Source organism: Kaistella rhinocerotis (genome assembly GCF_030243905.1).
GTDB lineage: Bacteria > Bacteroidota > Bacteroidia > Flavobacteriales > Weeksellaceae > Kaistella > Kaistella rhinocerotis.
On the sequence record NZ_JASSYY010000003.1, the window covers coordinates 311,571 to 335,925 of the forward strand.

Annotated in this window: 17 protein-coding genes; 7 read left to right on the forward strand and 10 right to left on the reverse strand. The window is 43.9% G+C overall.

Annotation, left to right across the window (positions count from 1 at the left end; translation table 11 throughout):
• Nucleotides 1-9 precede the first annotated feature (9 nt).
• The 4 genes from QEP06_RS11060 to QEP06_RS11075 all read left to right on the forward strand — a co-directional run bounded on the left by QEP06_RS11060 (nt 10) and on the right by QEP06_RS11075 (nt 11,165).
• Nucleotides 10-7,218: a fibronectin type III domain-containing protein gene (locus tag QEP06_RS11060; protein WP_285270308.1), complete on the forward strand. Its 7,209-nt coding sequence runs from the start codon at nt 10-12 to the stop codon at nt 7,216-7,218.
• Nucleotides 7,219-7,286: 68 nt separating this feature from the next.
• Complete coding sequence (lplA, locus tag QEP06_RS11065; protein WP_285270309.1) at nt 7,287-8,270, forward strand: lipoate--protein ligase; 984 nt, start codon at nt 7,287-7,289, stop codon at nt 8,268-8,270.
• An 80-nt stretch (nt 8,271-8,350) separates the two neighbouring features.
• Nucleotides 8,351-10,708, forward strand: coding sequence for a T9SS type A sorting domain-containing protein (locus QEP06_RS11070; protein WP_285270310.1), 2,358 nt, complete (start codon nt 8,351-8,353; stop codon nt 10,706-10,708).
• 124 nt (nt 10,709-10,832) lie between these two features.
• Nucleotides 10,833-11,165, forward strand: coding sequence for a hypothetical protein (locus QEP06_RS11075; protein ID WP_285270311.1), 333 nt, complete (start codon nt 10,833-10,835; stop codon nt 11,163-11,165).
• 48 nt (nt 11,166-11,213) lie between these two features.
• Here QEP06_RS11075 and QEP06_RS11080 read toward each other — a convergent pair whose 3' ends face one another.
• On the reverse strand, nt 11,214-11,600 hold the full coding sequence (locus QEP06_RS11080; RefSeq protein ID WP_285270312.1) for a hypothetical protein: 387 nt from the start codon (nt 11,598-11,600) through the stop codon (nt 11,214-11,216).
• A 254-nt stretch (nt 11,601-11,854) separates the two neighbouring features.
• Between QEP06_RS11080 and rplM the strand changes: the two genes are divergently transcribed.
• From rplM to rpsB, 3 genes are all read left to right on the forward strand, one after another.
• Nucleotides 11,855-12,310, forward strand: coding sequence for a 50S ribosomal protein L13 (gene rplM, locus QEP06_RS11085; protein ID WP_251833986.1), 456 nt, complete (start codon nt 11,855-11,857; stop codon nt 12,308-12,310).
• A 5-nt stretch (nt 12,311-12,315) separates the two neighbouring features.
• On the forward strand, nt 12,316-12,702 hold the full coding sequence (rpsI, locus tag QEP06_RS11090; protein WP_251833987.1) for a 30S ribosomal protein S9: 387 nt from the start codon (nt 12,316-12,318) through the stop codon (nt 12,700-12,702).
• A 184-nt stretch (nt 12,703-12,886) separates the two neighbouring features.
• Nucleotides 12,887-13,654, forward strand: a complete 768-nt coding sequence (rpsB, locus tag QEP06_RS11095) for a 30S ribosomal protein S2 (RefSeq protein WP_251833988.1) — start codon at nt 12,887-12,889, stop codon at nt 13,652-13,654.
• A 115-nt stretch (nt 13,655-13,769) separates the two neighbouring features.
• Here rpsB and trmB read toward each other — a convergent pair whose 3' ends face one another.
• From trmB to QEP06_RS11140, 9 genes are all read right to left on the reverse strand, one after another.
• Nucleotides 13,770-14,447: a tRNA (guanosine(46)-N7)-methyltransferase TrmB gene (trmB, locus tag QEP06_RS11100; protein WP_285270313.1), complete on the reverse strand. Its 678-nt coding sequence runs from the start codon at nt 14,445-14,447 to the stop codon at nt 13,770-13,772.
• A 136-nt stretch (nt 14,448-14,583) separates the two neighbouring features.
• Nucleotides 14,584-15,372, reverse strand: coding sequence for a hypothetical protein (locus QEP06_RS11105; RefSeq protein ID WP_285270314.1), 789 nt, complete (start codon nt 15,370-15,372; stop codon nt 14,584-14,586).
• Between the two features lie 156 nt (nt 15,373-15,528).
• Nucleotides 15,529-18,465: a reprolysin-like metallopeptidase gene (locus tag QEP06_RS11110; RefSeq protein ID WP_285270315.1), complete on the reverse strand. Its 2,937-nt coding sequence runs from the start codon at nt 18,463-18,465 to the stop codon at nt 15,529-15,531.
• Between the two features lie 253 nt (nt 18,466-18,718).
• Nucleotides 18,719-19,378 (reverse strand): DUF6048 family protein, encoded by a 660-nt coding sequence (locus QEP06_RS11115; RefSeq protein ID WP_285270316.1) that lies wholly within the window; start codon nt 19,376-19,378, stop codon nt 18,719-18,721.
• Nucleotides 19,344-19,823 carry a DUF6452 family protein gene (locus tag QEP06_RS11120; RefSeq protein ID WP_251833993.1) on the reverse strand — a complete coding sequence of 160 codons (480 nt, stop codon included), beginning with the start codon at nt 19,821-19,823 and terminating at the stop codon, nt 19,344-19,346. Before QEP06_RS11120 ends, QEP06_RS11115 begins: the two co-directional genes overlap by 35 nt.
• A gap of 14 nt (nt 19,824-19,837) precedes the next feature.
• On the reverse strand, nt 19,838-21,247 hold the full coding sequence (rlmD, locus tag QEP06_RS11125) for a 23S rRNA (uracil(1939)-C(5))-methyltransferase RlmD (protein ID WP_285270317.1): 1,410 nt from the start codon (nt 21,245-21,247) through the stop codon (nt 19,838-19,840).
• Nucleotides 21,248-21,478: 231 nt separating this feature from the next.
• Complete coding sequence (locus QEP06_RS11130; protein ID WP_285270318.1) at nt 21,479-21,781, reverse strand: hypothetical protein; 303 nt, start codon at nt 21,779-21,781, stop codon at nt 21,479-21,481.
• A 62-nt stretch (nt 21,782-21,843) separates the two neighbouring features.
• On the reverse strand, nt 21,844-23,355 hold the full coding sequence (locus QEP06_RS11135; protein ID WP_285270319.1) for a TlpA family protein disulfide reductase: 1,512 nt from the start codon (nt 23,353-23,355) through the stop codon (nt 21,844-21,846).
• A gap of 214 nt (nt 23,356-23,569) precedes the next feature.
• Nucleotides 23,570-24,337, reverse strand: a complete 768-nt coding sequence (locus tag QEP06_RS11140; protein ID WP_251833997.1) for a succinate dehydrogenase/fumarate reductase iron-sulfur subunit — start codon at nt 24,335-24,337, stop codon at nt 23,570-23,572.
• Nucleotides 24,338-24,355: the final 18 nt, after the last annotated feature.

The window sequence follows — 24,355 nt, forward strand, 5'->3', positions numbered from 1 at the left end:
ACATCCGTTATGAAGAAAATACTATTTGTTGTTCTCGCTTTTTTGTCGGCACTCTGTTTTTCACAGGCACTTTCCGGCACATATATCATCGGCAAGTCCCAGCCCGCGCCTTTCAACACGATTACAGCGGCAATTAACCGAATCAACACAGTGGGTGTAAGTGGCCCAGTAACCTTCCTGCTGAATGATGACAATTACAACAATACGACAGGTGAGAGTTTTCCAATTAAAATATTGCAGTTTGCCGGTACAAGTTCCTCAAATACCTTGCGCATCAAGCCAAATACCGGAAAGGATGTCACCGTTTCCGCTGTAAACATCAACGATTATACGGGTGTCCCTGCCGTATTTCACCTCGAAGGTGCGGATAATATTATCATAGACGGCTCAAACGTAAACGGTGGAACCTCGCGAAATCTTACGATCAGTAACAATGACGGAGTAGAATATGTAGCCAGAACTGCCGTTTGGCTCTCCTCAACAGGAACTAATAATGCCAGTAACGTACGCATCAGCCACACCAGACTGCAGGTGCAGAACAGAAACCAACCGGGCATTCAGTTGTCGGGCGTATTTGTAGGAAACAATGCAATTGGGAGTAATAATCAGCTGGGTGGCGGCATGGCTACAGCAGCACATAACAGTCTCACCTTTAGTAGTAATGAATTCATCAATGTAAGGCAAGGAATTATAGTGAACGGCAGTGACAATAGCAGCCTCAAAACATCCAATATCACCATAAGCGGTAACCAGATGGGAAGTAGCATTGACGCGCAGAAACCCAATGTACCTGTACAGATTTCGAACGCCGCGAATGTCACTATCGCGGATAACCGTTTAACCGGTTTTGCAAATACAAGCAGTTCAAACAGTCAGCTTGGTCTTTATGTAGAAAACGGAAGCCAGATCTTTATCAGAAAAAATATTTTTGAGGATTTCAAGACAACCGGATCTTACCGGGGACGCGTCATCAGTATCGGCGGATCGAGCAGTCAGGTTGAAGTAACGGAGAATAAGATCAGTAACGTCCGCAATGAGCAGGGCGGCCCCATTTATGGCATTGAAGTTAATATTTCAGCAGCCTCGACAGGTGTTTCTCTGGCAAACAATTTCATCGGTAATATTGCCAGTAACGGAGGTTCTACTAATTCTGCCCACGGCATCTACATCACCAATGGTACCGGAACAAAAATTTACCATAATACGGTAGCCATGAACACGCCACAGGTCGGATGGTCATCTGCACTCTATATTGCAGGCGGCTCCGGCTTTGATGTCCGCAATAACATATTTACGAACAGTTCTACAACGCAAAGCTACGCGCTTTACTCAGAGGTTGCTGCAAATGCTTTTACAGCGATTAATTATAATAATTACCGTGCGCATACTGTTGGATTTTTAGGAGGACAGCAGACAACCCTCGCAAACTGGCGAAATGCCACCGGGAAAGACCAAAATTCACTGAATGTTCTACCTGCCTATACTGGGATTGATGACCTTCACCTGCTACCTGCAAATAATCCCGAGTTAGATAACAAAGGGCAGGCATTACCTGCTGTAACTATAGACATTGACCAACAGGCTCGTAGCACCACATCTCCGGATATGGGCGCTGACGAATTTTCGGTACCGGCTACAGAACCAACTTCTCCAGCCTCTAAAGTAACTTTCAGAAATGTTACCGCATCAGGTTTTACGATAGACTGGACCATTCCCATCAAAGCAAACAGCTTGGTGGTAATGAGTGCAGTGACTGAGGTAAATTCAGCACCGACTGACGGCACAGATTATACGGCCAACCCTATTTTCGGATCTGGATCTCAGACCGGAACGGGAAATTTTGTCGTGTATTCGGGTAGCGGTACTTCGGTGGATGTATCGAATCTAAATCCCAATACCCTCTACCACGTTGCGGTCTTTACATTTAACGGAGCTGGACCAACATCTAATTATCGAATTACATCACCAGCACGTGGCGAGCAGCGGACGCTCAATGCGACCCTGGGCTGGCAGATCCTGAGCATGAACAATTTGCACAGGATTGATTTTGACACCACTGTGAGCGGCGTGAATCTAGACCGGTTCGTTGGAAGCGGTTTTGACAGAACCCCGGTTACAGGTAAACTGAATTCCAATTCGTGGTCAGTGATGGGTCTTGCCGACGGCAATTTACCTTTAGGTGGTGTTAATACCAACCCCGGTTTTGGACGCGGCAGCAGCAACGGTGGTGTGTCCGCGGGAGGGATCTATGCCTATAATGTTGCGACAAACAATGCGGCCCTTGGGGTACAACCTACGGCCAATGACTTCAATTCCGGCTCCATGACGCTGAGAATGCAAAACCAAACTTCAGCGCCTATTACGTCAGTGAATATCGGCTATAAAGTATACATATACAATGACCAACCGGGCTCGTCCAGCTTCAATTTCAGTCACTCGGCAGACAACAGCACATTCACGAACGTGAGCCAACTCAATGTTACTTCACCTGCCACAGCAGACGAAGCACCTTCGTGGAAAGCAAGTTACCGGGTGGTTACGGTGACAGGTCTTAATATAAACCCTAACGAATATTATTATTTTAAATGGACAGGTAACACGGTAACAGCGGGAGCGGCAGACGAATTTGCACTTGACGACATCACTGTTTCAGCTAATCCAGTTAGTAATTTTGCTAATTTTCAGGGTGTGGCGCAGGATTTCGTAGTTCATGGCAACGCAGACATGGACGGTAATCTTATAGTGAACGGCCCTCTCACTCTCAGCGCAGGTAAACTTTCAATAAAAAGCAGTACGCTTACCATCGGCGGCACAGTAAACAACACCGTTTCCGGAGGTCTCCGCGGCAGCAGTGCATCTAATCTTACGATTACAGGCACGGGCACAAAAACAATAAGCCTTGACCAAACAACTCAGGGAACAACAAACCTTTTGAATAATTTTTCCGTACCGTTTTCGGCCACAAATTCCAATACTGTTGACATCTTCGGCAACATTTCAGTTAACGGGTCACTGAGTGTAGGTCTTAGCCAGCAGGTAAATCTTGGAACAAACGTACTTTCCGGTAATCTTTCATCCATCAGCATAATTGGCGAACTTCTCACACAGAATACGTCAGCAACACCATTCCCTTCCGGAAAAACATTTACAGGAACCGGTACGCTGACCATGAATGCACCAGCGACGGCCCAAACATTAGTACCCGGAACGTACACCAACGTCAGTCTAAGATCTGCCGCAGGGACCAACGCAAGCGGAAATCTTACTGTAAATGGGATCTTAAGCCTTCCCAATGCGAATCCTTCAGCAACTAAAGGCTCATTAGATATGGGAACTTACACCCTTACGATGGGCCCTGAAGCAACAAACGCAGGAGTTGGAGATGTAACCGGTATCATTACGCGAAACAGTTTTGCCTTTAATGTTCTTTACACCTTCGGGCATCCTGATTCATCAATACTTTTTACCAACTCTGGAACACTTCCAAGCTCAATGAGTGCCAAGGTAATGATTGGCACCGCTCCTAACTGGCGTGCAGGTGCCATACAAAGATACTATGACATCATACAAACGGGTGCACAAAATACAAAAGCAGTGATCCGTCAACATTACTTGGACTCTGAGCTTAACAGAAACAGTGAACCGAAACTGGTATACTGGGCTAAGACTGAAACTGCCGAAGTCGAGCAAGGCAGATCCAATTTTAATCCGACTGAAAATTGGGTTGAAATCAGTAATGCGAATATTGGGCTTTACTTTCAAAGCACATTCGGAAAAGTATTTATTACACTGGATGAATATTTAGAAGGTACAGGAACGGATCCCCTTGTTCTTGTCTGGAATGGCTCGGTGAGCGACTCCTGGATTACGGCGGCCAACTGGACACCTAACGCAACGCCTTCCCAATCTAGAACTTTGTACATTCCCGATGCCAGAACTACGGATAATAACCCGACTTTATTAGAGAAGGATTTCTCACTGGCAAAAAACCTGATCATTCAGCCGGGCGGCGTCGTAAACAGTCCAAATACCGCGACACTTCAAATATTTGGAGGAGAAGGAGCCTGGATCAATAACGGAACGTTCAATTCAGGTTCTGGTGATGCTAAAGTTGTTTTTATGTCAGCAGATGCAACAATGGCCGGAAGCACCGAATTCAACAATCTTGAAGTTGCAGCAAGCGCCTCTCTGCGCGCACTGGAAAACAATTACGCAAAAATTAACGGAGCGCTTACGAACGGAGGAACGATTTTGTTTGGCCTGACGCCCAACACCGTAGAGTTTTCAGGAACCAATCAGACAGTTCCTGCGCCAAACGGAGCTTCTTTAGCCGCATATTACAACTTAACATTTTCAGGCAGAGGAACGGTGGTACCCGCCAGTCTTAACGTGCGTGGAAATCTGACTTTCAACAGCGCTGTAAATCTTGCAGGAAAGGATATCAATCTGACAGGTGAAGAAGACCAGATGATTGGCGGCAGCGCGTCCATTAACTTTAATAATCTTAACGTAAACAAATCACGTAATAATGTCATTTTAAACAAAGACATCACAGTGGGTGGTACGCTGAACCTTACTAAAGGAGTTGTTGTTCTCGGCCCGAATAACCTTACACTGGGTGCCAACGCGGTACAGGGAACATTTGATGTTACGACCATGATAGCGGCAGATGGTGCCGGAATGGTCAGAAGACCGTTCACAAGCGTCGGCGAATACTTCTTCCCTGTTGGAGATCTTTCCGCTACACCAGGGTACAGCCCAATAAGAGTGAAAATCACGTCAGGGACTTTTATACCCGGGGCGTTGCTTAATGTTTCATTGGCAGATGACATTCATCCTGACAATCACAGCCATGAAAACTATATCAGCAGGTATTGGAAAATTCAACCGGAAGGAATGACAAACACTGTCGCGACCGTGACGGCAAATTATCTGACAACTGAGGTGCTTGTAGATCAAAGCACGATGGCCGCGGCACAACTTACCGGCACTTTCAATCAGCAGACAAATCCGTGGAAACGTTTTGCTCCACTGGAAAACTTTACACTTACAGCGGAAGGCGCTTCCCTGCCGAGTAATGTGATGTCCTATTTTACAGCAATCAAAGCTGGACCTTACAGCGTGGCCATCAATAGCAAGCCTAATTATTGTGAGGGTCAGGAGGCGCTCCTATCAGCGCAGGTGACCGGGGGCGATTTGCCTTTTACATATGAATGGTCTGGTGGATTGGGAAATGCCGCGACTGCAACAGCACTTACGGTAGCAGCAGGAACGGCAATTTATACCCTCACTGTAAAAGATGCAAACGGTATTGCGACCAGCAGGGAGGTGACCATCACTGTAGTTCCGGGATTAAATCCAGGAACAATTTCGATTCCGAACAACATCGCGTGTGTTTCGTATGCACCGGATGATATCTCCCTGAGTGGAAACAATGAAAGTGTTCTTTACTGGCAAAAATCTTATTTTGAGGATTTCAGTAATTACGAACGAATTGACAGCAACTCCACAACGCTTACGGGCCAAATGGCCGGAATAATTACCGGTAAGACATATTTTAGGGCCGTAATAGGAAACGCCAACTGTGGCTTGGCGTATACAAATACTATTATCGTAGACACAAAAACATCGACTTTTACTGACACGGGTTGGACCAACGGTATACCTGATGTACGCACAGAAGCTGTAATCCTGAATGACCTGATTACCGCTAATGACCTGCTTGCATGTCGGCTTACCGTGGCCAATAATGCAAAAGTAACAGTATCGGCCGGAAAAAACATCCTGCTAACAGGCTCGCTGAACGTATCGCCGGGAGCTACCCTTACAATGGAAAATAATACAAATCTCGTCCAGACAGAAGATGAGGTGAATCACGGTATTATTGCCGTGAAGAGGAACAGTTCGCCACTTTACAGACTCGACTACACAATGTGGGGATCCCCGCTGTATGGTAACCAAACGCTGCAGCAGTTTTCTCCTCAAACACTTTCAGACCGTTTTTATATATACAATACGGCTACAAACGTGTTCAATAATGTGACGCCTTCAAATACATACTTCAGTCCGGGACAGGCATTTTTGATCAGGATGCGTAATAACCATGTATCCTACAGCACTACTACCCCACCTCAAATATGGACAGGCGTTTTTTCCGGCACACCCACGAACGGGCGTGTGAAGACTCCGCTAAGCGGTGCTGGTCAAGGCTTTAATATGATTGCAAATCCGTATGCCTCTACCATAAAGGCAGATGACCTGCTCAGCACGAACCAGAACGAGATAGAGGGTACACTTTATTTCTGGAGGCGGCGAAACAACACACCCGACCCGGGCATTACAACCGCTTATTATGCAACATATACTACAGCAGGTGGAACAGCCGTGCCAAGTTCTGACCCTAATATACCAGCAGAAAAACCGAATGGAATAATACAAGTGGGACAGGGATTCTTGGTTCAGAAAAAAGCTGGTGGCACGGGTCAGCTTATTTTTAATAATGCCATGCGAACCGCGGACAATAAAAACCAGTTCTTCCGGGGGGGCCAGGCTGAGGACCGAAGCAGGATTTGGCTAAATGTGACGAATACAGCCGGGACCTTTGGTCAAACCCTTATTGCGTATATGGATTCGGCAGACAATGGTGTTGACCGGACAGATGGTAAATATCTTGGCGATGGTACTACCGCGCTTACCTCGTGGGTGAATGATTCCGAATATATCATCCAGGGTCGCGCACCGTTCCAGACATCAGATATTGTACCGCTTCATTTCCGGACGCTCACAGCCGGTATTTACACGATTACTTTAGCTGAAAAAGACGGAATTTTCGCTAATGGACAGGCTGTTTACATAAAGGACAAACAGAACGGAACCACGCACAATCTGCAGCAGTCGCCCTACAGTTTCAGTTCAGAGGCCGGTGCGTTCAGTTCGCGTTTCGAAATCGTTTATGCCAATGGTGTGTTGTCGGCCAACGATTCGGCGGCGGGCAATGGAATTTTATTATTTAAACAAAACGGAGAAGCAGTAATCAGATCTTCTGAGATGAATTTAGAACTTGTGGAAGTGTACGACATGAACGGAAGACTTGTAGCAAATGCAAGGAACATCCACGCAAAAGAGTTGCGTTTACCTTTAGGTCAGGTCAATCAGGTTTTGATCTTTAGAATCACTACTGCCGATGGCGTTACAATTAGTAAGAAGATGGTGAACTGATAATTTACAGTTTTTATAACTCATCATGTCAAATGAATTTGCCGTAATTTTGCGGCAAATTTTTATTTATGTACATAATAGATTCACCATCGAATGATGCTTACTTCAATATCGCCACAGAAGAGTTTCTGCTGAGCCGGTTTCCGGAGGAGGATCTGTTTTTGCTTTATGTGAATGCACCGTCCATCATTGTTGGTAAATTTCAGAACACATTGGCTGAAATTGATGCTGATTATGTACGTGAAAACAACATTAAAGTGGTGCGCCGCATGTCCGGTGGCGGTACTGTTTATCATGATCTGGGGAATCTGAACTTCTCTTTTCACACGCTTTTGGGACAGTATGACTTCATGGATTTTTCGGTCTTTACGAAACCCGTATTGGCTGTACTGAACAAATTAGGTATACCGGCAGTCCTGCAGGGACGCAACGATCTTTTGGTTGACGGGAAGAAATTCAGCGGTAACGCAAAACTGGCGCGTCAGGGCAAAATGATTCAGCACGGTACCATCCTTCTGGATTCGGAAATGGAAATCTTAGCAAAAGCTTTGACTGTAAATCCGTTAAAATTCGTTGATAAAGCCACCAAGTCCACGCGCTCGCGCGTGACGAACCTCATCGATTATCTTCCGGCGCCGCTTACAACCAACGAACTCAAAGAACTTTTAACGGTTGAAATTATTAAGAACAACCCGTCTGCAGAACCTTATCAGCTTACAGACGAAGATGTCGCAGGCATCGAAAAGCTGGTGAAAGAGAAATACGAGACGTGGGACTGGAATTTCGGGTTCTCGCCGAATTACAACTTCAAGAAAGGTTTAAAAATTCCAGCAGGCTTCATTGAAGTGCATCTGGATGTGGTAAAAGGAAGCATCGAAAAAGCCAAAATTTTCGGCGACTTCTTTGCGGCGAAACCCATCGAAGAGTTCGAGAACCAACTCATTGGCCAAAAACACGACAAAGACTCCCTCTATACCTTATTTCAGACGGTGCCCATCGAAAATTATTTTGGGAAAGTGAAAACTGAGGAAATTCTTGAGGTTTTTATATAGATAAATACCCAAAACAGGGTAGGCGAAAAAAATTTCGGTAGTGTACTTTTAAGACTAAATTCTTAAAAAAAATCACCGAAATGAAAAAATTATTACTTGTGGTGTTTTCTGCAGTATTCTGTTTTGGGAATGCTCAGTTTACAGAAATCACTTCTACCAGTTCCGGATTGATACCGCCCATCAGGATTATCGACAAAGAGGGGGAAGTTTGGCAAAACCGTCTTTTTTATCAGGGAAGGGGATCTACCGCAAACCCATTGCCTTTGATGGTTACCGACGGAACGGCTGACGGAACGAAGGTGGTAAAAAATCTTTCGGCAACCGTTACACAAGGTTACGATGCGACTTCCTATTCGGGAATCAGAGAATTTAAAGCGGCCGAAAGCTGGATGTATTTTACTTTTGAAAACAAAGCGACGGGGTTATATGAACTCTGGAGAACCGATGGCACTGCAGCCAACACCATTAAAATTGATGAAGGCAAGTCATTTAATATCCGGCATATGGATGCAGGCTATGGATTGGGTAACCCGCAAAATCCTTACAGCCAGGAAATCAACGGGATGTTTCACTACCTGAAAGTTCCGGCCGGAAAACCTAATCAGGAACTTTGGAAAACGGACGGAAATCCCGGCGGGAGTGTATCTATACAGCAAATGACTCTGAATAAAGGGCTGCATCATGTATTCAACGGCAGTTTATACATTACATCGGGGTTAAGGATGTACCGGTACGACGGGCAGAATGTCAGTATCTTCGTAGATTATCAGAATCCAAGTGGGGTCACCATCAGCCAGGCTTTTGATATTTATGGTTCCACTGCCAATAAAATGTTTTTTAAGGCTATTATCAATCAGGTTGTGGGACTTTACAGCTTAGATACAGCAGGTACCATAAAATTTGAGTATGATCTTTCGGTAGATTCTCTAACGGACTTTTTAAGGGTTACCGGGGAAAAGAATGCCGGCGGCTTTTACGTGAAAACAACCAATTCAAGGAATGGGCAGACCAAAGACTATATTCTGTACTGCACAGACCAGGGAGTCATTGAAAAGGAAATTCCCGCAGGGCAGAGTGTAGCTTATTTTGAAGCCAATGACAACACGGCGTATTTAATTTACACGAAATCAGGTGAGTCCAAATTTTATATGCAGCGCCTAACCCCAAAGCTGCAGCCGTTGACAGAAGCTGTATATCCCTATATCACCGGAACGATGTCCATTTACACCACCGCGCTCTATCAGGATTCGTTTTGGTTCAACTTTGGGGTTACCGATGCCAACTATATTACCGACCGTGAGATCTGGCGAACCGACGGAATACAGGAAACCACGAAAATGGTGAAAAACATCGATCCTGTAACGTATAACAACGGGGATCCCCGAAACTTTTTTATTCTGAACGGAAAACTTTATTTCTTTGCAACGGTTAACTATGTAGTCCGCCTTTTCGAATACAAAGGAGATTATACATTTTCAAACAGTTTAGGAGACAATTTATGGACGAATCCGGAGAACTGGAATTCGAAAGTTGTTCCCAACAGTGTTGATGAAACCATCATTCCGACCGGTTTAACTCCGAAAATAAACGGTAATGCCTACGCGCGAAACCTCAATATTTCCTCGCCATTGAATATAGAGTCAGGAAATTTAAACATCTTCGGAATTTCAAATCTTAATAACAGCATTAATGTTAATAACAGTAATTTAAACCTCAAAGGAAACTCATCTGTGATAACCGGTGGCAACGCCACCAATTATATCGTCACGAACGGGACCGGAACCGTCAATATTGAAAATATAGATGCCGGAAGAGGAACCGTAAACCTGCCGATTGGGACAGCCAACCACTACAATCCTTTAACGCTGGCGAACTCCGGAACTTCCGATACGTTTTCAGTGAAAGTTTCTGAAGGAATTGCCAACGCGCCCGACGGTGCGGTAAATGCCACCTGGGATATCTCGGAAGGCATGCCAGGCGGAAGCAATGCCACTATTTCATTAGGATGGAATGCTTCACAACAGAACGGAGCCTTTAACCCAAATAACGCTACCGTCGGACATTATGTAAACGGCGTCTGGACGGCGGAAAACTCCGGCGCGGTGAGCGGCAGCAATCCTTACACCATTACAGGAAGCGGCATCACCAGCTTTTCTCCGTTTGGTGTGATGAACCTCGGTGCGCTGGCGACAGGAAATTCCAGCCGTGATAAAACAGCGGTTTATCCCAATCCGTTTACAGACATTTTATATATTTCAACTGAAACGGCAGTTAAAGCGGTGTTCTACGACGCTGCAGGAAAGTTAGTGTCTGCATCAACCCTTGTGCGAGGTCACAATACACTAAATAAATCTGATCTAACGAAGGGTGTTTATCTGTATCAGCTCAAAGATTCCACTGGAAATGTGATAGCGACAGGTAAAGTAATTAAAAAATAATAGTTTGATATTTAGAATAGTTTTGCCCGCCGGTATTCCGGTGGGCAACTTTTTATTTTTAAGCATGCGTCGTAAGACATTCACCGTAAATTTAAAAAACGTTAATTTTGTACAAACATCCTTTATGCAGCGCGCACTACTCTATTTTCTGGCCGGAACGGTGGTAAGTTTTTTAATCAACTATTTCCTGCTGGGCAGTGAGGGCTGGCCACTGGATCTTTACTACGGAATTGCGTTCGGCGCGGCGTGGGGAATGGCCTATTATCTGGATGACGAACAATTTACGCTGATACAGAAGCTTGGAATTTCATTTATATTAATGACGGTTCTTCTCGTCGCGGGTATTTTCATTTTCGATGCGGAGCTGGCGGTGCCGGCGATCATCCGGTTTTCGATGGTGTTCGTGGCCTATTATGTGCTGGCGAGCTTCCGGCGGGCAAAATCTTTAAGGAAATAAAATATTCCAACGGCATTGCCATAAAAAACCTCTCAATTTACGGATTCTTTACTGCTTCAGCACAGACCAGTTACCATTCCATTCACCCATTTTCCAGGTGCCGGATTTTGTATTCAGGTTTCCGAGCAGCGTAAAACCCGACTGCAATCTTACCGAGTTCAGCGAGCCGTCATCCGTTACCGTGCCGGACGAAAAAGAATCATCAGTACCGAACTTAGATGTTTTGACGAGGGACGTGTTGCCGCTTTTGGCCACTTCTATGGTGATCGTGCCCACTTCGTCGCCGCTATAATTGCCTTTATAGGTGCCTTTGTACGGTGAAACGTACTGCTCCTGCGCTTTACGATCCCAGTAGTTATCGAGAATTTGGTCACATGATGTCATGGTGAATGCAAGCATTAGAACCGTCAGGCGGAAAAGTCTAGTTTTCATCATTTGAATGTAAAATCCAAATGTAATTAAAATCTGGTTTTGTTTGACGAAGTATTTTTGCGCGGAGAAATCTTTGAGTGAAAAGTGATCCGGAACAGCCCGATTTTAAATAAAATCAAGCATCCTGAATGTCATCAAACCAAAGATTTTCAAATCCTTACGAAATCTTTGCACAGGTATTTCCAGTTTCAAATAAAATCTCTACCTTTGCACACCCTTTTTAAGGGAAAATTATGTTTAACCGTAAACGAAAAAGTGTGAATACATTAAGTTACAAAACCGTTTCAGCTAACAAAGCTACCGCTAATAAAGAATGGGTTGTGGTAGACGCTGAAGGACAGCCTCTTGGCCGACTGGCTTCGAAGGTTGCAAAGATTTTGAGAGGAAAGCACAAGACGAATTTTACGCCTCACGCAGACTGCGGAGATAACGTGATCGTTTTGAATGCTGGAAAGATTACCCTTTCCGGAAACAAGTGGGCTGACAAGACTTACATCTGGCATACCGGTTACCCTGGTGGTCAGAAGTCTATGACTGCACTCGAACTTCAGAAGAAAGACTCCCTGAAAGTATTGGAAAAATCTGTAAAAGGTATGCTTCCAAAAAACAGACTGGGATCTATCCTTTTCTCTAACCTTTATCTGTATGAAGGAACAGAGCACAAGCACGAAGCTCAGCAGCCAAAAGTTATTAATATTAACGAAATCAAATAATTAATATGTCAGTAGTTCACAAAATCGGAAGAAGAAAAACTTCTGTTGCAAGAGTTTATGTGAAACCAGGCTCAGGCGTTATTACTATTAACAAAAAAGATTCTAAGGAATACTTCGGTACTGATGTTTTGGTATACAAAGTAAACCAGCCTTTCTTGTTAACAGAAACTGCAGGTCAGTATGACGTTACCGTGAATGTTTTCGGTGGCGGTATCACAGGTCAGGCAGAAGCCATCAGACTTGGTGTATCACGCGCTCTTTGCGAGATTAACGAAGAATTCAGATTATTGCTTAAGCCACACGGTCTTCTTACCAGAGATGCAAGAATGGTAGAAAGGAAGAAACCGGGTCAGAAAAAAGCAAGAAAGAGATTCCAGTTCTCAAAACGTTAATTCACAAGATTCAAGATACAAGACACAAGATTCAAGACTATGTTTGGACATCTTGGTTCTCGGCTCTTGGCTCTATTATCTAATCAAAAATGCCCCGTTTAGTTTAGCACCCAAACATTTCTCCCATCTAAAGAAATTGTTGTTTGCAGAATAGCGGAACGTAAACTAAAAACAAAAAAGCGACATGGCAAAAGCAAATGTTAAAGACCTTTTAGAGGCAGGCGTACACTTCGGTCACATGACCCGTAAGTGGAACCCAAATATGGCTCCATACATCTTCATGGAGAAAAACGGTATTCACATCGTAGACTTACATAAAACAGCAGTGAAACTTGACGAAGCTTGTTCAGCTTTAGAAAAAATTACTTCTGCAGGCAAAAAAGTTCTTTTCGTAGCTACTAAAAAGCAGGCGAAAGAAGTAGTGGCAAAACACGCTGCTGACCTTAATATGCCTTATATCACTGAAAGATGGCCAGGCGGTATGTTGACGAACTTCGTTACCATCCGTAAGGCTGTAAAGAAAATGAACCAGATTGATAAAATGAAGAAAGACGGTACTTTCGAAACTTTATCTAAAAAAGAAAGACTTCAGGTTGACCGTCAAAGAGCTAACCTTGAGAAAAACTTAGGTTCTATTTCAGACATGGTGCGTCTTCCATCGGCAATCTTCGTTGTTGATATCATGAGAGAACACATCGCAGTAACAGAAGCTAAAAAATTGGGTATCCCTGTGTTCGGTATCGTAGATACAAACTCAGATCCACGTAAAGTAGATTACGTAATTCCAGGAAATGATGATGCTTCTAAGTCTATCGATATGATCCTGAGCGTAGTTTCAGATTCTATCAAAGACGGTCTTTCTCAAAGAAAAGCAGACAAAGAAAAATCTAAAGAAGAAGGCGAAAAAGTATCAGCTGATGCTGATGCAGATTTCGACAATGCTGCAGAATAAGATTTTATCTTAAAATAAAAAAAGCTCAGATTTATTTCTGAGCTTTTTTTGTTTAAATTTTTCGAGCGATCGTGATTGATACTTTTTATGAAGCCAGACCAATCGTGATTCCGCTCTATTTGATCTTAAATTTAATATAAGTAATCGTTTTCCCTTTCGCAGAGAACAATCCTTCGTAATAAGTCTTTATTTCCCTCAGCAGCGGCGTCTCCGGGTCGTACTCCGGCGCGCCGTAAATATCATGATGGGCTGAAATGATTTCGTGTCCGAGACCCTGCAGCAAACCTAAAGTATAACCATGCAGAAACTCCGAATCTGTTTTCAGATGCATGATGCCGTCTGGTTTCATGATCTTTTTGTAACGGTCGAGAAATTCGGGATGTGTCATCCGGTGCTTTGTTCGGCGGTATTTGATCTGCGGATCCGGAAATGTAATCCAGATTTCGTCTACCTCATCTTTATCAAAAAAGCCGTCGATAAGCTCGATCTGTGTACGCAAAAACGCCACGTTTGAAAGATTCTTCTCTACCGCTTCTTTGGCTCCGAACCAGAAGCGCGCACCTTTGATGTCAACACCGATAAAGTTTTTGTCCGGAAAGGCCTTTGCAAGGCCTACAGAATATTCGCCTTTTCCGCAACCCAGTTCCAATACCACCGGATTGTCATTTTTAAAGACTTCGGAGCGCCATTTTCCTTTTAAATGATAGCCTTTAATGGCCTCTTCTCTGGTCGGCTGAAAAACATTTGGAAGAATTCTGTTCTCGTCGAAACGTGCCTGCTTATTTTTACCCATTTTTTATAAATCAAAACCGTGCAAAAATAGATAAAAATGGCTGAAACTATGCGTAAATAAAAGTGTAAAAACACTTCCCCCGCCGCGTGTCGCCGCAACCAAATTATTTTCTAAACCCTTTTAAACAGATAGTCTGCTATTTCGTTTGCATTAAACTCGAGTTCCGCAATCTGCGCTGATAGATGGGCAGATATTTTTCGATATAAACGGCCATCACTTCGAAATTTCCGGTCTGCACGTAGGGAGTCAGGGTTTCTGAGGTGTAAACAAACTGAAGGAAGTTATCTACGAGATGCTCCGGTATTTTTAAAGATGTGAAATATTCGGTGCCGTAGTATTTTTTAATTTTTGCGATCGCGGTATTCATCCGTTCATACTGCTCTGCTCTCTCCTTTTTTTTGCGCTCACCCGAGAGGATGTCATAGATACTTTCAATACTGAAGGTAAGTCCACCTCCCGACAAACCCGCGACCGGAAGTTCAGGCGGTGTACCATCACCTTTGGGCTCCGGCAAACCGATCATTTGCTGTAGCGCAATGAGTTTATCACCGGTTTTCAATGATGAGACATCTTTGCGAAGGTTACCCGTGGGTTTGAATTTACTGATGACCACCTCCTGAATATCGTAGTAGGCAATCTTGAGTTCCACGAAATTGTCGCTGTTCCGAAGGTCCGTTTCGGTAACCTTTACATCTTTCCGGTCTGTAACAATCGAGGTAAAACGGATTACATCTCCGGGTTTTGCGGGGATTTTAAATGTACCGAAATGGTCTGTGTAAACGGTACTTTGGGAAGTGAGATTGGTGACATACACCTGATTGAGATAGAACACAGAATTGTCCCGTATGATGATTTCACCGGAAAAATACTGTGCCTTTAAATAATTTAAAAATAAAACTGCAGTCAGCAGCAGAAGCTTCTTCATATAGCTGACAAAAATAACTGATTTTTTGTACAGTTGTTCGCTTATTGTCTAGTTGTCAGGGTTAAAGTTGGTTAAAATAGCCGGTCATCAAGGTACATTTAAACAAAAAAAATCCCCGGTGGTATTCCGGGGATTCAGTTGATTAAAAAATCAGATTTATTTTTTGATGAATTTCACCTGGCTTACTTCACCTTCGTTGTTCACGGAGATGGTATAAACACCTTTGGCTAACTGAGAAACCTGAACTTTGTTACCGATTACTTTTCCTTTAGAAACTGCCTGACCAGCCATGTTGTAGATGGTGTAGGTTGCTCTGTCTGAAACTTTAGTAACGTTAAGAAGATCAATCGCAGGGTTCGGATAAACCTGTACTGCGTTAGCTTTCACATTATCATTCACACCCAGTGTAGCTGAGATTTTCACGGCATAATCTTCTACTTCACCATACGTGTAAGTACCGCAAGGAGTAGTTTGTGGTGTGCTGAAACGCAGCGCCACGCGCATACCAACGGTTTTGTCACCGGTGTAAGCATCTGCAGGTACCGAGAATGTATCAGATACAGGGTTCAGTTTATCTGCTGAAGTTGACATCACGATTTCGTCATTGTCATAAGTTCCGCTACGGTCAAAGTCGATCCAAACAGTTACCGCTTCGTTGTACTGTGTACCTGCCCAGGCTTTAGTTACTGTAATGGTATTGTTATTTGTTCCTTTAGCCAAATTCACAAGTCTTGTAGGATCTGTAGAATAGTTGGTGTAGGTAGATGCAACGGAGTTGCTGGTCATTCCCAAAGCACCTTCTGCTGTCACCTGTACTTTAGAGATATACTCGTCAGATGCGTTTGTAGACGTCAAAGTACAGTATGCAAGCATTTGCGTAGTGAAGTTTGTAGTAGACGTGAAAGAACCGGTGGTTCCAGAGCAAACTGCAGCTACCTGAACATCATAAGCAACACCTTCTTCAAGGTCGGTAATAGTGTAAGTATTAGTCGTTACAGGAACTGTAGTCCATGTAGCATCAGATGTTTTCTTGTATCGTACCACATAAGTTGCAGACGCTACCGGATCCCAAGTTACGGTTGCACCTACTGTAGTCACTGTAGAAACAGTTAGACCTGCAGGAGCTGTACCATCACATGCTACGATTGCAGAAACTGTAACCGGAGCTACCGCATAGAATACGTTACCGATCGCAGAGATTCTTACTTTTAGCGCTGTATTGGTTGGGAACGTAGCGAATGAGAAGTCTTCTGACCCGTCATTAGGTGTAGAAGCACTCAATAATGTCCATGTTGCGCCATTGTCCGTTGTGTAATCTATTTTTACGTTAGCTACGTTGAAAGGCGCAGCATTGGTTCCTACTACATCCCAAGTCAATGGACCTGGCGCGTTGTTATATACTTTGGTTGAAGTAATTTTAAACGGTCCGTTTGCGCTGATGGTTACTTTTTGATTGGCACTTTGAGTTTGCTTTTGTGTAACGTCAGCATTATTGTCTCTTACAGTAACCTTGAAGTTCTGAACTCTGGCAACAGTAGAAACTGCTTCCCAATCTGCGTTATTCTTAAGATTTCCTGCAAGTACAGTAGAAAGCTTAGGGAAATATCTTGTAGGGCTTGTAGTTGGAGTCCATGATCTGAAGGTAGGACCGTTCGTAAGTGTACCTAAATTTGAGATCGTAGTTGCAGTTGATGCATTATCTACCTCCTCCCAAGTGTAAGTCATCGGGTCGCCTTCCGCATCTGTAGCCTGAGCTGTAAGAACGAAAGCAGTACTTTTCGGGATCGTAACGTCTGGCAATGCCGTAATTACAGGTGGGTTGTTTGCCACTGCAGTTTCGATATCGCAAGTCTTATTTGTAAGGTTTGTCTGAACCTGAACGATCGAATTGATGTGGAAATAAGGATCAGAATGCGGCTGAACATCAGTTGAACCGGTGATACCAGCATAACCCATGATCGTAGATCCTGAACCTGGCTCCACATTCTGGCCAGTACCTTCAAGGCTCATTGAGAATGTGTGGTTAGCACCGATCTGGTGACCGATTTCGTGCGCTACATAATCGATGTCGAAGTTATCACCCTGAGGGATACCGTCTGCAGGTGAAGTGATACCGGAACCTTTACCGTTACCGGTAGGAACCCCAGAAGAATTAAGTGGCGGGCTGATACACACACAACCGATACAACCTGCGTTTCCACCACCTCCGGATGCACCGAACATGTGTCCGATATCGTAGTTAGCTTCGCCTGCAACAGCTGTGATGGCTTTTTGTGCAGCAAGATTCCAGCTGCTCAAACTTGTGGAATATGGATCAGTATTAGGATCAGTATAGATAAGCGCAGGGAAATCCTGAAGGATCAGACGCAAACCAAAATCCATTTCAAAGATACCGTTACATCTTGTGATCGTAGCATTGATAGCGGCCAACGCACCGGAAACACCTCCGTGGAAGATGGTATATTCACCGTTGGTAGTCATCGCCAAACGCATTGTGCGGAATTTCTTGTCAGAGGCTTTGTTGAAATCAGCTGGATTGTTAGTGAACGTCTTTCCGCTCATGTACATCTTATCCATCTGAGCTTTAGACAATGGAGTTTCGCTGGTAGAGCAAACAAACGCTTTGTCGCCATCCGTCTTGTTTGATTTCGGTAAAACTCCGTAAACAGACTTTTCCTTGTTCTGCGGCTCTACAAACTCGTAAACACCGTTTCGTACGATCATAGACTGGAAGTCATTCGGCGCCACGCTGAAGCGTACAAAAGCGGTAGGATCATCGATACCCTGACCGATGTAAGACCCTAACTGGTAGCGGTCAGCCAATGATTTCACCACTACCGGCGCACTGTAAACCGCAAAACGTTCGATTTTGCCGTTAAGTGTAGGTAGCTTTATTTCAACGGGTACAGCATTGCGTCCAGTTTCCTGCGCGTTTGCCAATTGGGCTCTCATCGCATTGAGATCAAGCGAATAATAACTTTTGACGTTGGACGTCGTTCGGATTTTCTCACCCTGCATAGACGTCGGACTCCATTGTGCTAATGCAGCCGTGGACATCAATCCGCAAAGTAAAGAGGTAAAAATTCTCTTCATAAGACTAAAATTTATTTTTAAAACTATCCCAAAAGTAATTTTTTTTTGCCCGCTGTCAAAATAAAAAACACACAAATTTGCCCGTCACAGCATAATATCGATATTCAAACTATAAAAAAATTGTTGAATTTTAATTAAAAATTTCTACTTTATGAATTATATTTAATTGAATTAAAGATATTAACAGAACGCACGCCGATTTTCCCCCAATAAATTGTGGGAAATTATTCTTTGCATACGATTTTAATGTTACCTAAAAACTGTACGCAATATTCCAGGAAAAACCTATGTTGAATTTAGAGGAACTGCGCCCGAAACCAGGTACAATCATCGGTTGAATATCCTCTTGGGTAGAGGAAAAAAGTAAGTAGCGCGGCTGAACATTGACATCGATGTAAAAAGACGATTCAAAAAGCTGGACACGTCCTCCTACTACACCTTCAAGCCAGAATGAACTTTGCGAAGAAGCCGGAAACGCCGCCGAAGTATCACTGCCACCAAATCCGCGGACTGGTACCGCGTAATATTCCTGAGTGTAAAACGAAGCCGCAGCTTTAGCACCGCCATAAAAACCGTTCAAAGCATTCTCACTGTCCTGGGCAAGCATATAGAAACCGCCCAACTTTAAAAATGGTCCGTTTGCAACTGCGTCGTAGCCATTTTTTTGATAAAGATTCTTTTCGAAACCTACATCAGCAACCGCATGAATATTCCGCGAAACCCTTGATGAAATGAATCCCTGAAAAAGTTTGCGGTCACCGAATGCAGCCAAACTGCCGTTCAGCACATCAATACCGACCATAAAATTGGGTTCATATTTCCATTTGGCAACCAATGTGTCCTGCACTTGCTGAGCCGATGAAAAAACCCAAAGCAAACTAAAAAAGAAGGAAAAAATGAGTTTTCGATTCATCTGTGATGTTCGTTTGGTTCTGTTCGGTACCTATTATTTCGTTCGCCACTTCAGTCTGCGCATTCACATTTTCGTACACGCGTTTGATGCCGCACGCGGGTGACACGTATTCGGATTTGGTGGTATATTCAAACTTAATTTGAGAATTCACTGTAGCCCGGGAAAGGCCTGCATATATCGTCGTGGAACTGGCATCATCTACACGAAGCGGAATCAGTACGGAGTCGGTTTTCACTGTCGCCGCAATCACCGAAACCGGCCCGTTGCCGTAATCAACATTGACGAAAAGCGAATCGAGCGTCCGGAGTTTCCCTGAAGATTTTGTTTTGAATTTAAGCTTCATGCGCGGCGTCGCTTCACCACTGAGGCAGATATCATCGTCGCTGCCGCAAGAGAACAGCGAAAACATCAGAACCGAAATCAGCAGGAAACGCAGCATTTTCATAGACCAAATTTAAGCTAAATCTTTACTAAAAGCGCGATATTTTCCACATGGTGGGTCTGCGGGAACATGTCAACCGGCAAAATCTTCACCAGGCGGTAATGATCTTTCATCAATGCCATGTCGCGGGCCTGTGTAGCGGAGTTGCAGCTCACATAGACTATTTTTTCGGGCAGGAGATTCAGGATCTGCTCCACCACTTTCTGGTGCATACCGTCGCGCGGCGGGTCTGTGATCAGCACGTCGGCTTTCGGATGATTCGCGAGGAATTCATCATTGAAAATATCTTTCATGTCACCGCAGTAGAACGTGCAATTGTCCAGACCATTGAGTTTTGCGTGCTCTTTTGCCGCGTTGATGGCTTCCTGCACAGACTCTATACCGATTACCTGTTTGGCTTTCTTAGCGACATACTGCGCGATAGTTCCGGTGCCTGTATAAAGATCGTACACCACTTCGTCGCCTTTCAAATCGGCAAAATCGAGTGTTTTACGGTAAAGTTCGAGCGCCTGTTTATAATTGGTCTGGAAAAACGATTTCGGACCGATTTTAAATTGAAGCCCATCCATTTCTTCCATTAAAAAACCTTCGCCAAAGTATGTAACGACGTGCTGATCGTAGATTGAATCGTTTTGTTTTGAATTGATGCAGTAAACCAGTGTTTTGATTTGTGGGAATTCTTTAAGCAAAAAATCGAACAGCTTTACGCGGTCTTCCTGCTGATCGCGGAAAAGCTGGAACAAAACCATCCACTCACCTTTAGAATTTTGTCTAAGCATCAGCGTACGCAGAAAGCCGGTCTGTTCTTTCACGTCGAAAAACTCAAGACCGTTCGCCACCGCATACTGGTTCACCGCAAGGCGGATGTAGTTGCTCGGGTCTTCCTGCAGCCAGCACTCTTTTAAATCTAAAATCTTGCTCCACATACCCGGAATGTGAAAACCGAGCGCGTTCCGGTTGCCAAAATTCTCTTCAGAACTTATTTCGTATTGGGTCAGCCAGCGAGCATTTGAGAAAGAAAATTCCATTTTATTGCGGTAAAAATACTGTTCACTGCTGCCGAGTATGGGCAGGGTTTCAAAGTCTTCGAAGCCGCCAATTCTTTTGATATGATTGTACACCTCGTCCTGCTTGATGTCAAGTTGTTTTTTGTAAGACAGATTCTGCCATTTGCAGCCGCCACAAACACCGAAATGCACGCATCGCGGCTCGACACGGTGCGGAGATTTTTCGACAATATCTATGGCTTCTGCCTCGAAATATTTTGATTTTGATTTTTTTACCCGAGCGTTTACCGTATCACCGGGCACTGCGCCGGTTACCAATACCGTTTTTCCTTCCTCCGTTCGGCCGATGGCAACACCCTTGGCACCGGCACCATGCATTTTGATGTTCTCGAGTACTATGTTTTTTTTGTTTTTCCGCATCTAATAATAAAATGAGCACAAAAGTAAGGCTTTAAAATAAAAGGCTCTGTTTTTCATAAAAAGTATTTTTAACCACGGAGGTACAAAGTTTTCACGGAGGGCGCGGTCTCTATGAACTTTCGTATTTAGTTTATAATTGTTCTTTGTGACTGTGTGGTTTTAAAATTTTTACCACGGAGACACAGGGTTTCACAGAGGGCGGGGGATATTTTTTTGACTAATGTTTTATGTTTAAGGTTGCGGAATCAATCGGTCGCGTTTCAGCAGATAATAAAGCCCGGCAAAACAGCCGCTTACAAGAAACCCGAGCGTCCAAAGATATCGCGACTGCAAATTATTTCTAAACACATCAATGATCAAAACAATAACCGTCACAAAACTGCACATAACCGCTAAATAAGTAAGGAAACTACCGAAAGCCGCAGGTATCTTAAGCGGAGTAACATCAAAAGTAATTGTAATAAAGGTGAAAACGAAGCCGTAAACCGCAATGGGAATAAGAATGTTTTTGGAAATAAGTAGTGGTGCATTCATAATCAAATTTAAAGATAAAAAAACCTGCCGGTGTGGCAGGTTAATTTATTAGTATCCAACTGTTATTTTGTAGAAGACTCGTCAGCAGGAGGTGGTGACAGCAATTCGTTTTCCAGTTGAATTTGCGGTTCCTGAACTCTCGGTGCTTGCAGACCCGTAACTTTATCAAGTGCAGTAATCAAATCCGGATCACCCAAATTGAAGAAAAACCGACTTGCGATCTTACCGTTCTTGTCAATTAAGATGAAAGAAGGCATCTTGAAGCCATAAATTCCGTAATCTTTCGCCACGTCAGACTGCAGGCCGTTTACACCATACACATTATTGGCTGTGATTCCGCTCAGCATCGCTTTGCTGGTCTTTGCGAACTGGTCTTTGGTATCATCCAGATTTATGAATGTAAAATCAAGTTTAGATTTATAGAAATTCGCCACTTCACGCAGGACAGGCACAGTACCTTCCGCGATGTAAGGATTCCATGATGCGTAGAACATCACAAGCGTCGGCTTAGCTTTCGCGTCAGACAGTTTAAAAGCACTTCCGTCCGCTTTTACCAATTTTGGCGCAGGCGCAGCTTCACCGATCTTCGGACCGGAGATTACGAACTGAATTTTCTCAAGGTCTTTCTTTATTGCCGAATCTTTGATTTTATCTTTGATGATCGTGGAGATTTTAGCGGCGTTTTCCGGGGTAACGCCCGGCGCAATATCGCTGCTGCTGAGGACGTACGCAAGCAGATAATCCTTCGTAAGTTGGTCTGTATCTTTTTGCGTATCTAAAAATTTCGCAAACAGTTCCGACGAAAGCGCCGTACCGTTTCCGCTGTTTTTCTCAGCAAATTTCTGGAAATCAGGGCTCATTCTGGACAACAGATAATTTCTGTAAAGCGGCTGACTTTCGAGCATACGCTTGTGGTCTTTCGCAAATGTAGCTTCAGCATCGCGGAAAGCTTTGGAAGCCTTGTAAGATGGGTTTTGCGTCGCCTGCGGATGGCTGCTTTCATATTGCGTCATTAGTCCGAGTACGCTCGCATTCAGCTCATCCTTTTTCCACTGCTTCACCTCCGAATCAGCTGAAGTCTGCTTTGCAGCGGCATCGATTTGCTGGTCAAGGTCAGCGTGAATTTTCTTCACTGAAGTTATGAAATCGGCTTCTTTCTTAGTTACCAGTTCGCCCACATTCAGTTTTGAAGTATAGTTTTGAATGGATTTCTGCACTTCGCGAAGGAAATCGTTATTTTTCTTTGCATCTCCGGTGATCGTGAACTGCTGCGGGAAGTTAGCCGCGGCACCCGAAATATTAAGTTCCTGTCCACCTTTCAGATAGATCATGGCGTTCTTTCCGGCGTAAGTCATCACGTACATACCGTTTTTCGGCGCTTCGAAACTACCCGAAAAACTTCCTTTGCTGTCAACACCCAAGTTTACCAGGGGCAGCGTGGCGATACCGGAAGCTTCAATAAATTCAATTCTTTCCAAAGGTGAGCCGCCAGCAAAATTTCCTTTTACCTCCACTTTTTTCGAACATGACATCGCGAAGAAAGCCGCGAAGAGCATTAAAAAATATTTGTTCATTCTAAAATATTAAATTTTTATTCCCACAAAAATAAACTTTAATAGCGACCGATAAAAGTTTCGCTGATTTTTTGTCAAAGTTTAACAGCAGTGAGCGTTTTCTTTAATGATATTTTAAATATTTAATTAAAACAATCAGGTTTTACCTGAACCATTTAAATAAAAAAATCCGCCTCCAGATTTTTGGAGACGGATTTTAAATTATAATGTAATGTTATCCGCGGTCTAAATGAGCCGACATATACTCGCGGTTCATGCGGGCAATGTTTTCAAGGGAAATTCCCTTCGGACATTCAACTTCACAAGCACCGATGTTCGAGCAGTTTCCGAAACCTTCCTCGTCCATGGCTTTTACCATGTTCAGAACCCTTCTCTTCGCTTCCACACGGCCTTGCGGCAACAGCGCGTACTGAGAAACCTTAGCTCCTACGAAAAGCATTGCAGAACCGTTCTTACATGTTGCCACACAAGCTCCGCAAGAGATACATGCAGCTGCATCCATGGCTTTGTCAGCATCTTCCTTCGGCACCGGAATCGCGTTAGCGTCAAGTGTGTTACCGGAAGTGTTCACGGAAATAAAGCCGCCGGCAGCCATGATACGGTCAAACGCGCTTCTGTCTACCACCAAATCTTTGATTACAGGAAAAGCTGCGCTTCTCCACGGCTCGATGTGGATGGTTTCGCCATCTTTGAACATACGCATATGCAACTGGCACGTCGTGATACCGGTATCGGGTCCGTGCGCACGGCCATTGATGTAAAGCGAGCACATTCCACAGATTCCCTCACGGCAATCGTGGTCAAATGCAATAGGTTCTATCCCTTCGTTGATCAGGTTTTCATTGAGCATATCAAGCATCTCAAGAAAAGAAGAATCTGTAGACACGTCCGAGATCTTATAAGTCTCAAACTGTCCTTTTGATTTATTGTTTTTCTGTCTCCAAATTTTCAGAGTCAGGTTTAATCCTTTTTTTGCACTCATTTTATATTAAATTTTTGG

Excerpts from the sequence above, each read along its gene's own strand:
- QEP06_RS11080 (WP_285270312.1), bottom strand. The coding sequence starts at position 11,600 with ATGATGAAAACTAGACTTTTCCGCCTGACGGTTCTAATGCTTGCATTC.
- lplA (WP_285270309.1), top strand. The coding sequence starts at position 7,287 with ATGTACATAATAGATTCACCATCGAATGATGCTTACTTCAATATCGCC.
- rpsI (WP_251833987.1), top strand. The coding sequence starts at position 12,316 with ATGTCAGTAGTTCACAAAATCGGAAGAAGAAAAACTTCTGTTGCAAGA.
- rpsB (WP_251833988.1), top strand. The coding sequence starts at position 12,887 with ATGGCAAAAGCAAATGTTAAAGACCTTTTAGAGGCAGGCGTACACTTC.
- QEP06_RS11110 (WP_285270315.1), bottom strand. The coding sequence starts at position 18,465 with ATGAAGAGAATTTTTACCTCTTTACTTTGCGGATTGATGTCCACGGCT.
- QEP06_RS11130 (WP_285270318.1), bottom strand. The coding sequence starts at position 21,781 with ATGAATGCACCACTACTTATTTCCAAAAACATTCTTATTCCCATTGCG.
- QEP06_RS11135 (WP_285270319.1), bottom strand. The coding sequence starts at position 23,355 with ATGAACAAATATTTTTTAATGCTCTTCGCGGCTTTCTTCGCGATGTCA.
- QEP06_RS11060 (WP_285270308.1), top strand. The coding sequence starts at position 10 with ATGAAGAAAATACTATTTGTTGTTCTCGCTTTTTTGTCGGCACTCTGT.
- QEP06_RS11070 (WP_285270310.1), top strand. The coding sequence starts at position 8,351 with ATGAAAAAATTATTACTTGTGGTGTTTTCTGCAGTATTCTGTTTTGGG.
- QEP06_RS11075 (WP_285270311.1), top strand. The coding sequence starts at position 10,833 with ATGCAGCGCGCACTACTCTATTTTCTGGCCGGAACGGTGGTAAGTTTT.
- QEP06_RS11140 (WP_251833997.1), bottom strand. The coding sequence starts at position 24,337 with ATGAGTGCAAAAAAAGGATTAAACCTGACTCTGAAAATTTGGAGACAG.
- QEP06_RS11105 (WP_285270314.1), bottom strand. The coding sequence starts at position 15,372 with ATGAAGAAGCTTCTGCTGCTGACTGCAGTTTTATTTTTAAATTATTTA.
- QEP06_RS11115 (WP_285270316.1), bottom strand. The coding sequence starts at position 19,378 with ATGAATCGAAAACTCATTTTTTCCTTCTTTTTTAGTTTGCTTTGGGTT.
- rlmD (WP_285270317.1), bottom strand. The coding sequence starts at position 21,247 with ATGCGGAAAAACAAAAAAAACATAGTACTCGAGAACATCAAAATGCAT.
- trmB (WP_285270313.1), bottom strand. The coding sequence starts at position 14,447 with ATGGGTAAAAATAAGCAGGCACGTTTCGACGAGAACAGAATTCTTCCA.
- QEP06_RS11120 (WP_251833993.1), bottom strand. The coding sequence starts at position 19,823 with ATGAAAATGCTGCGTTTCCTGCTGATTTCGGTTCTGATGTTTTCGCTG.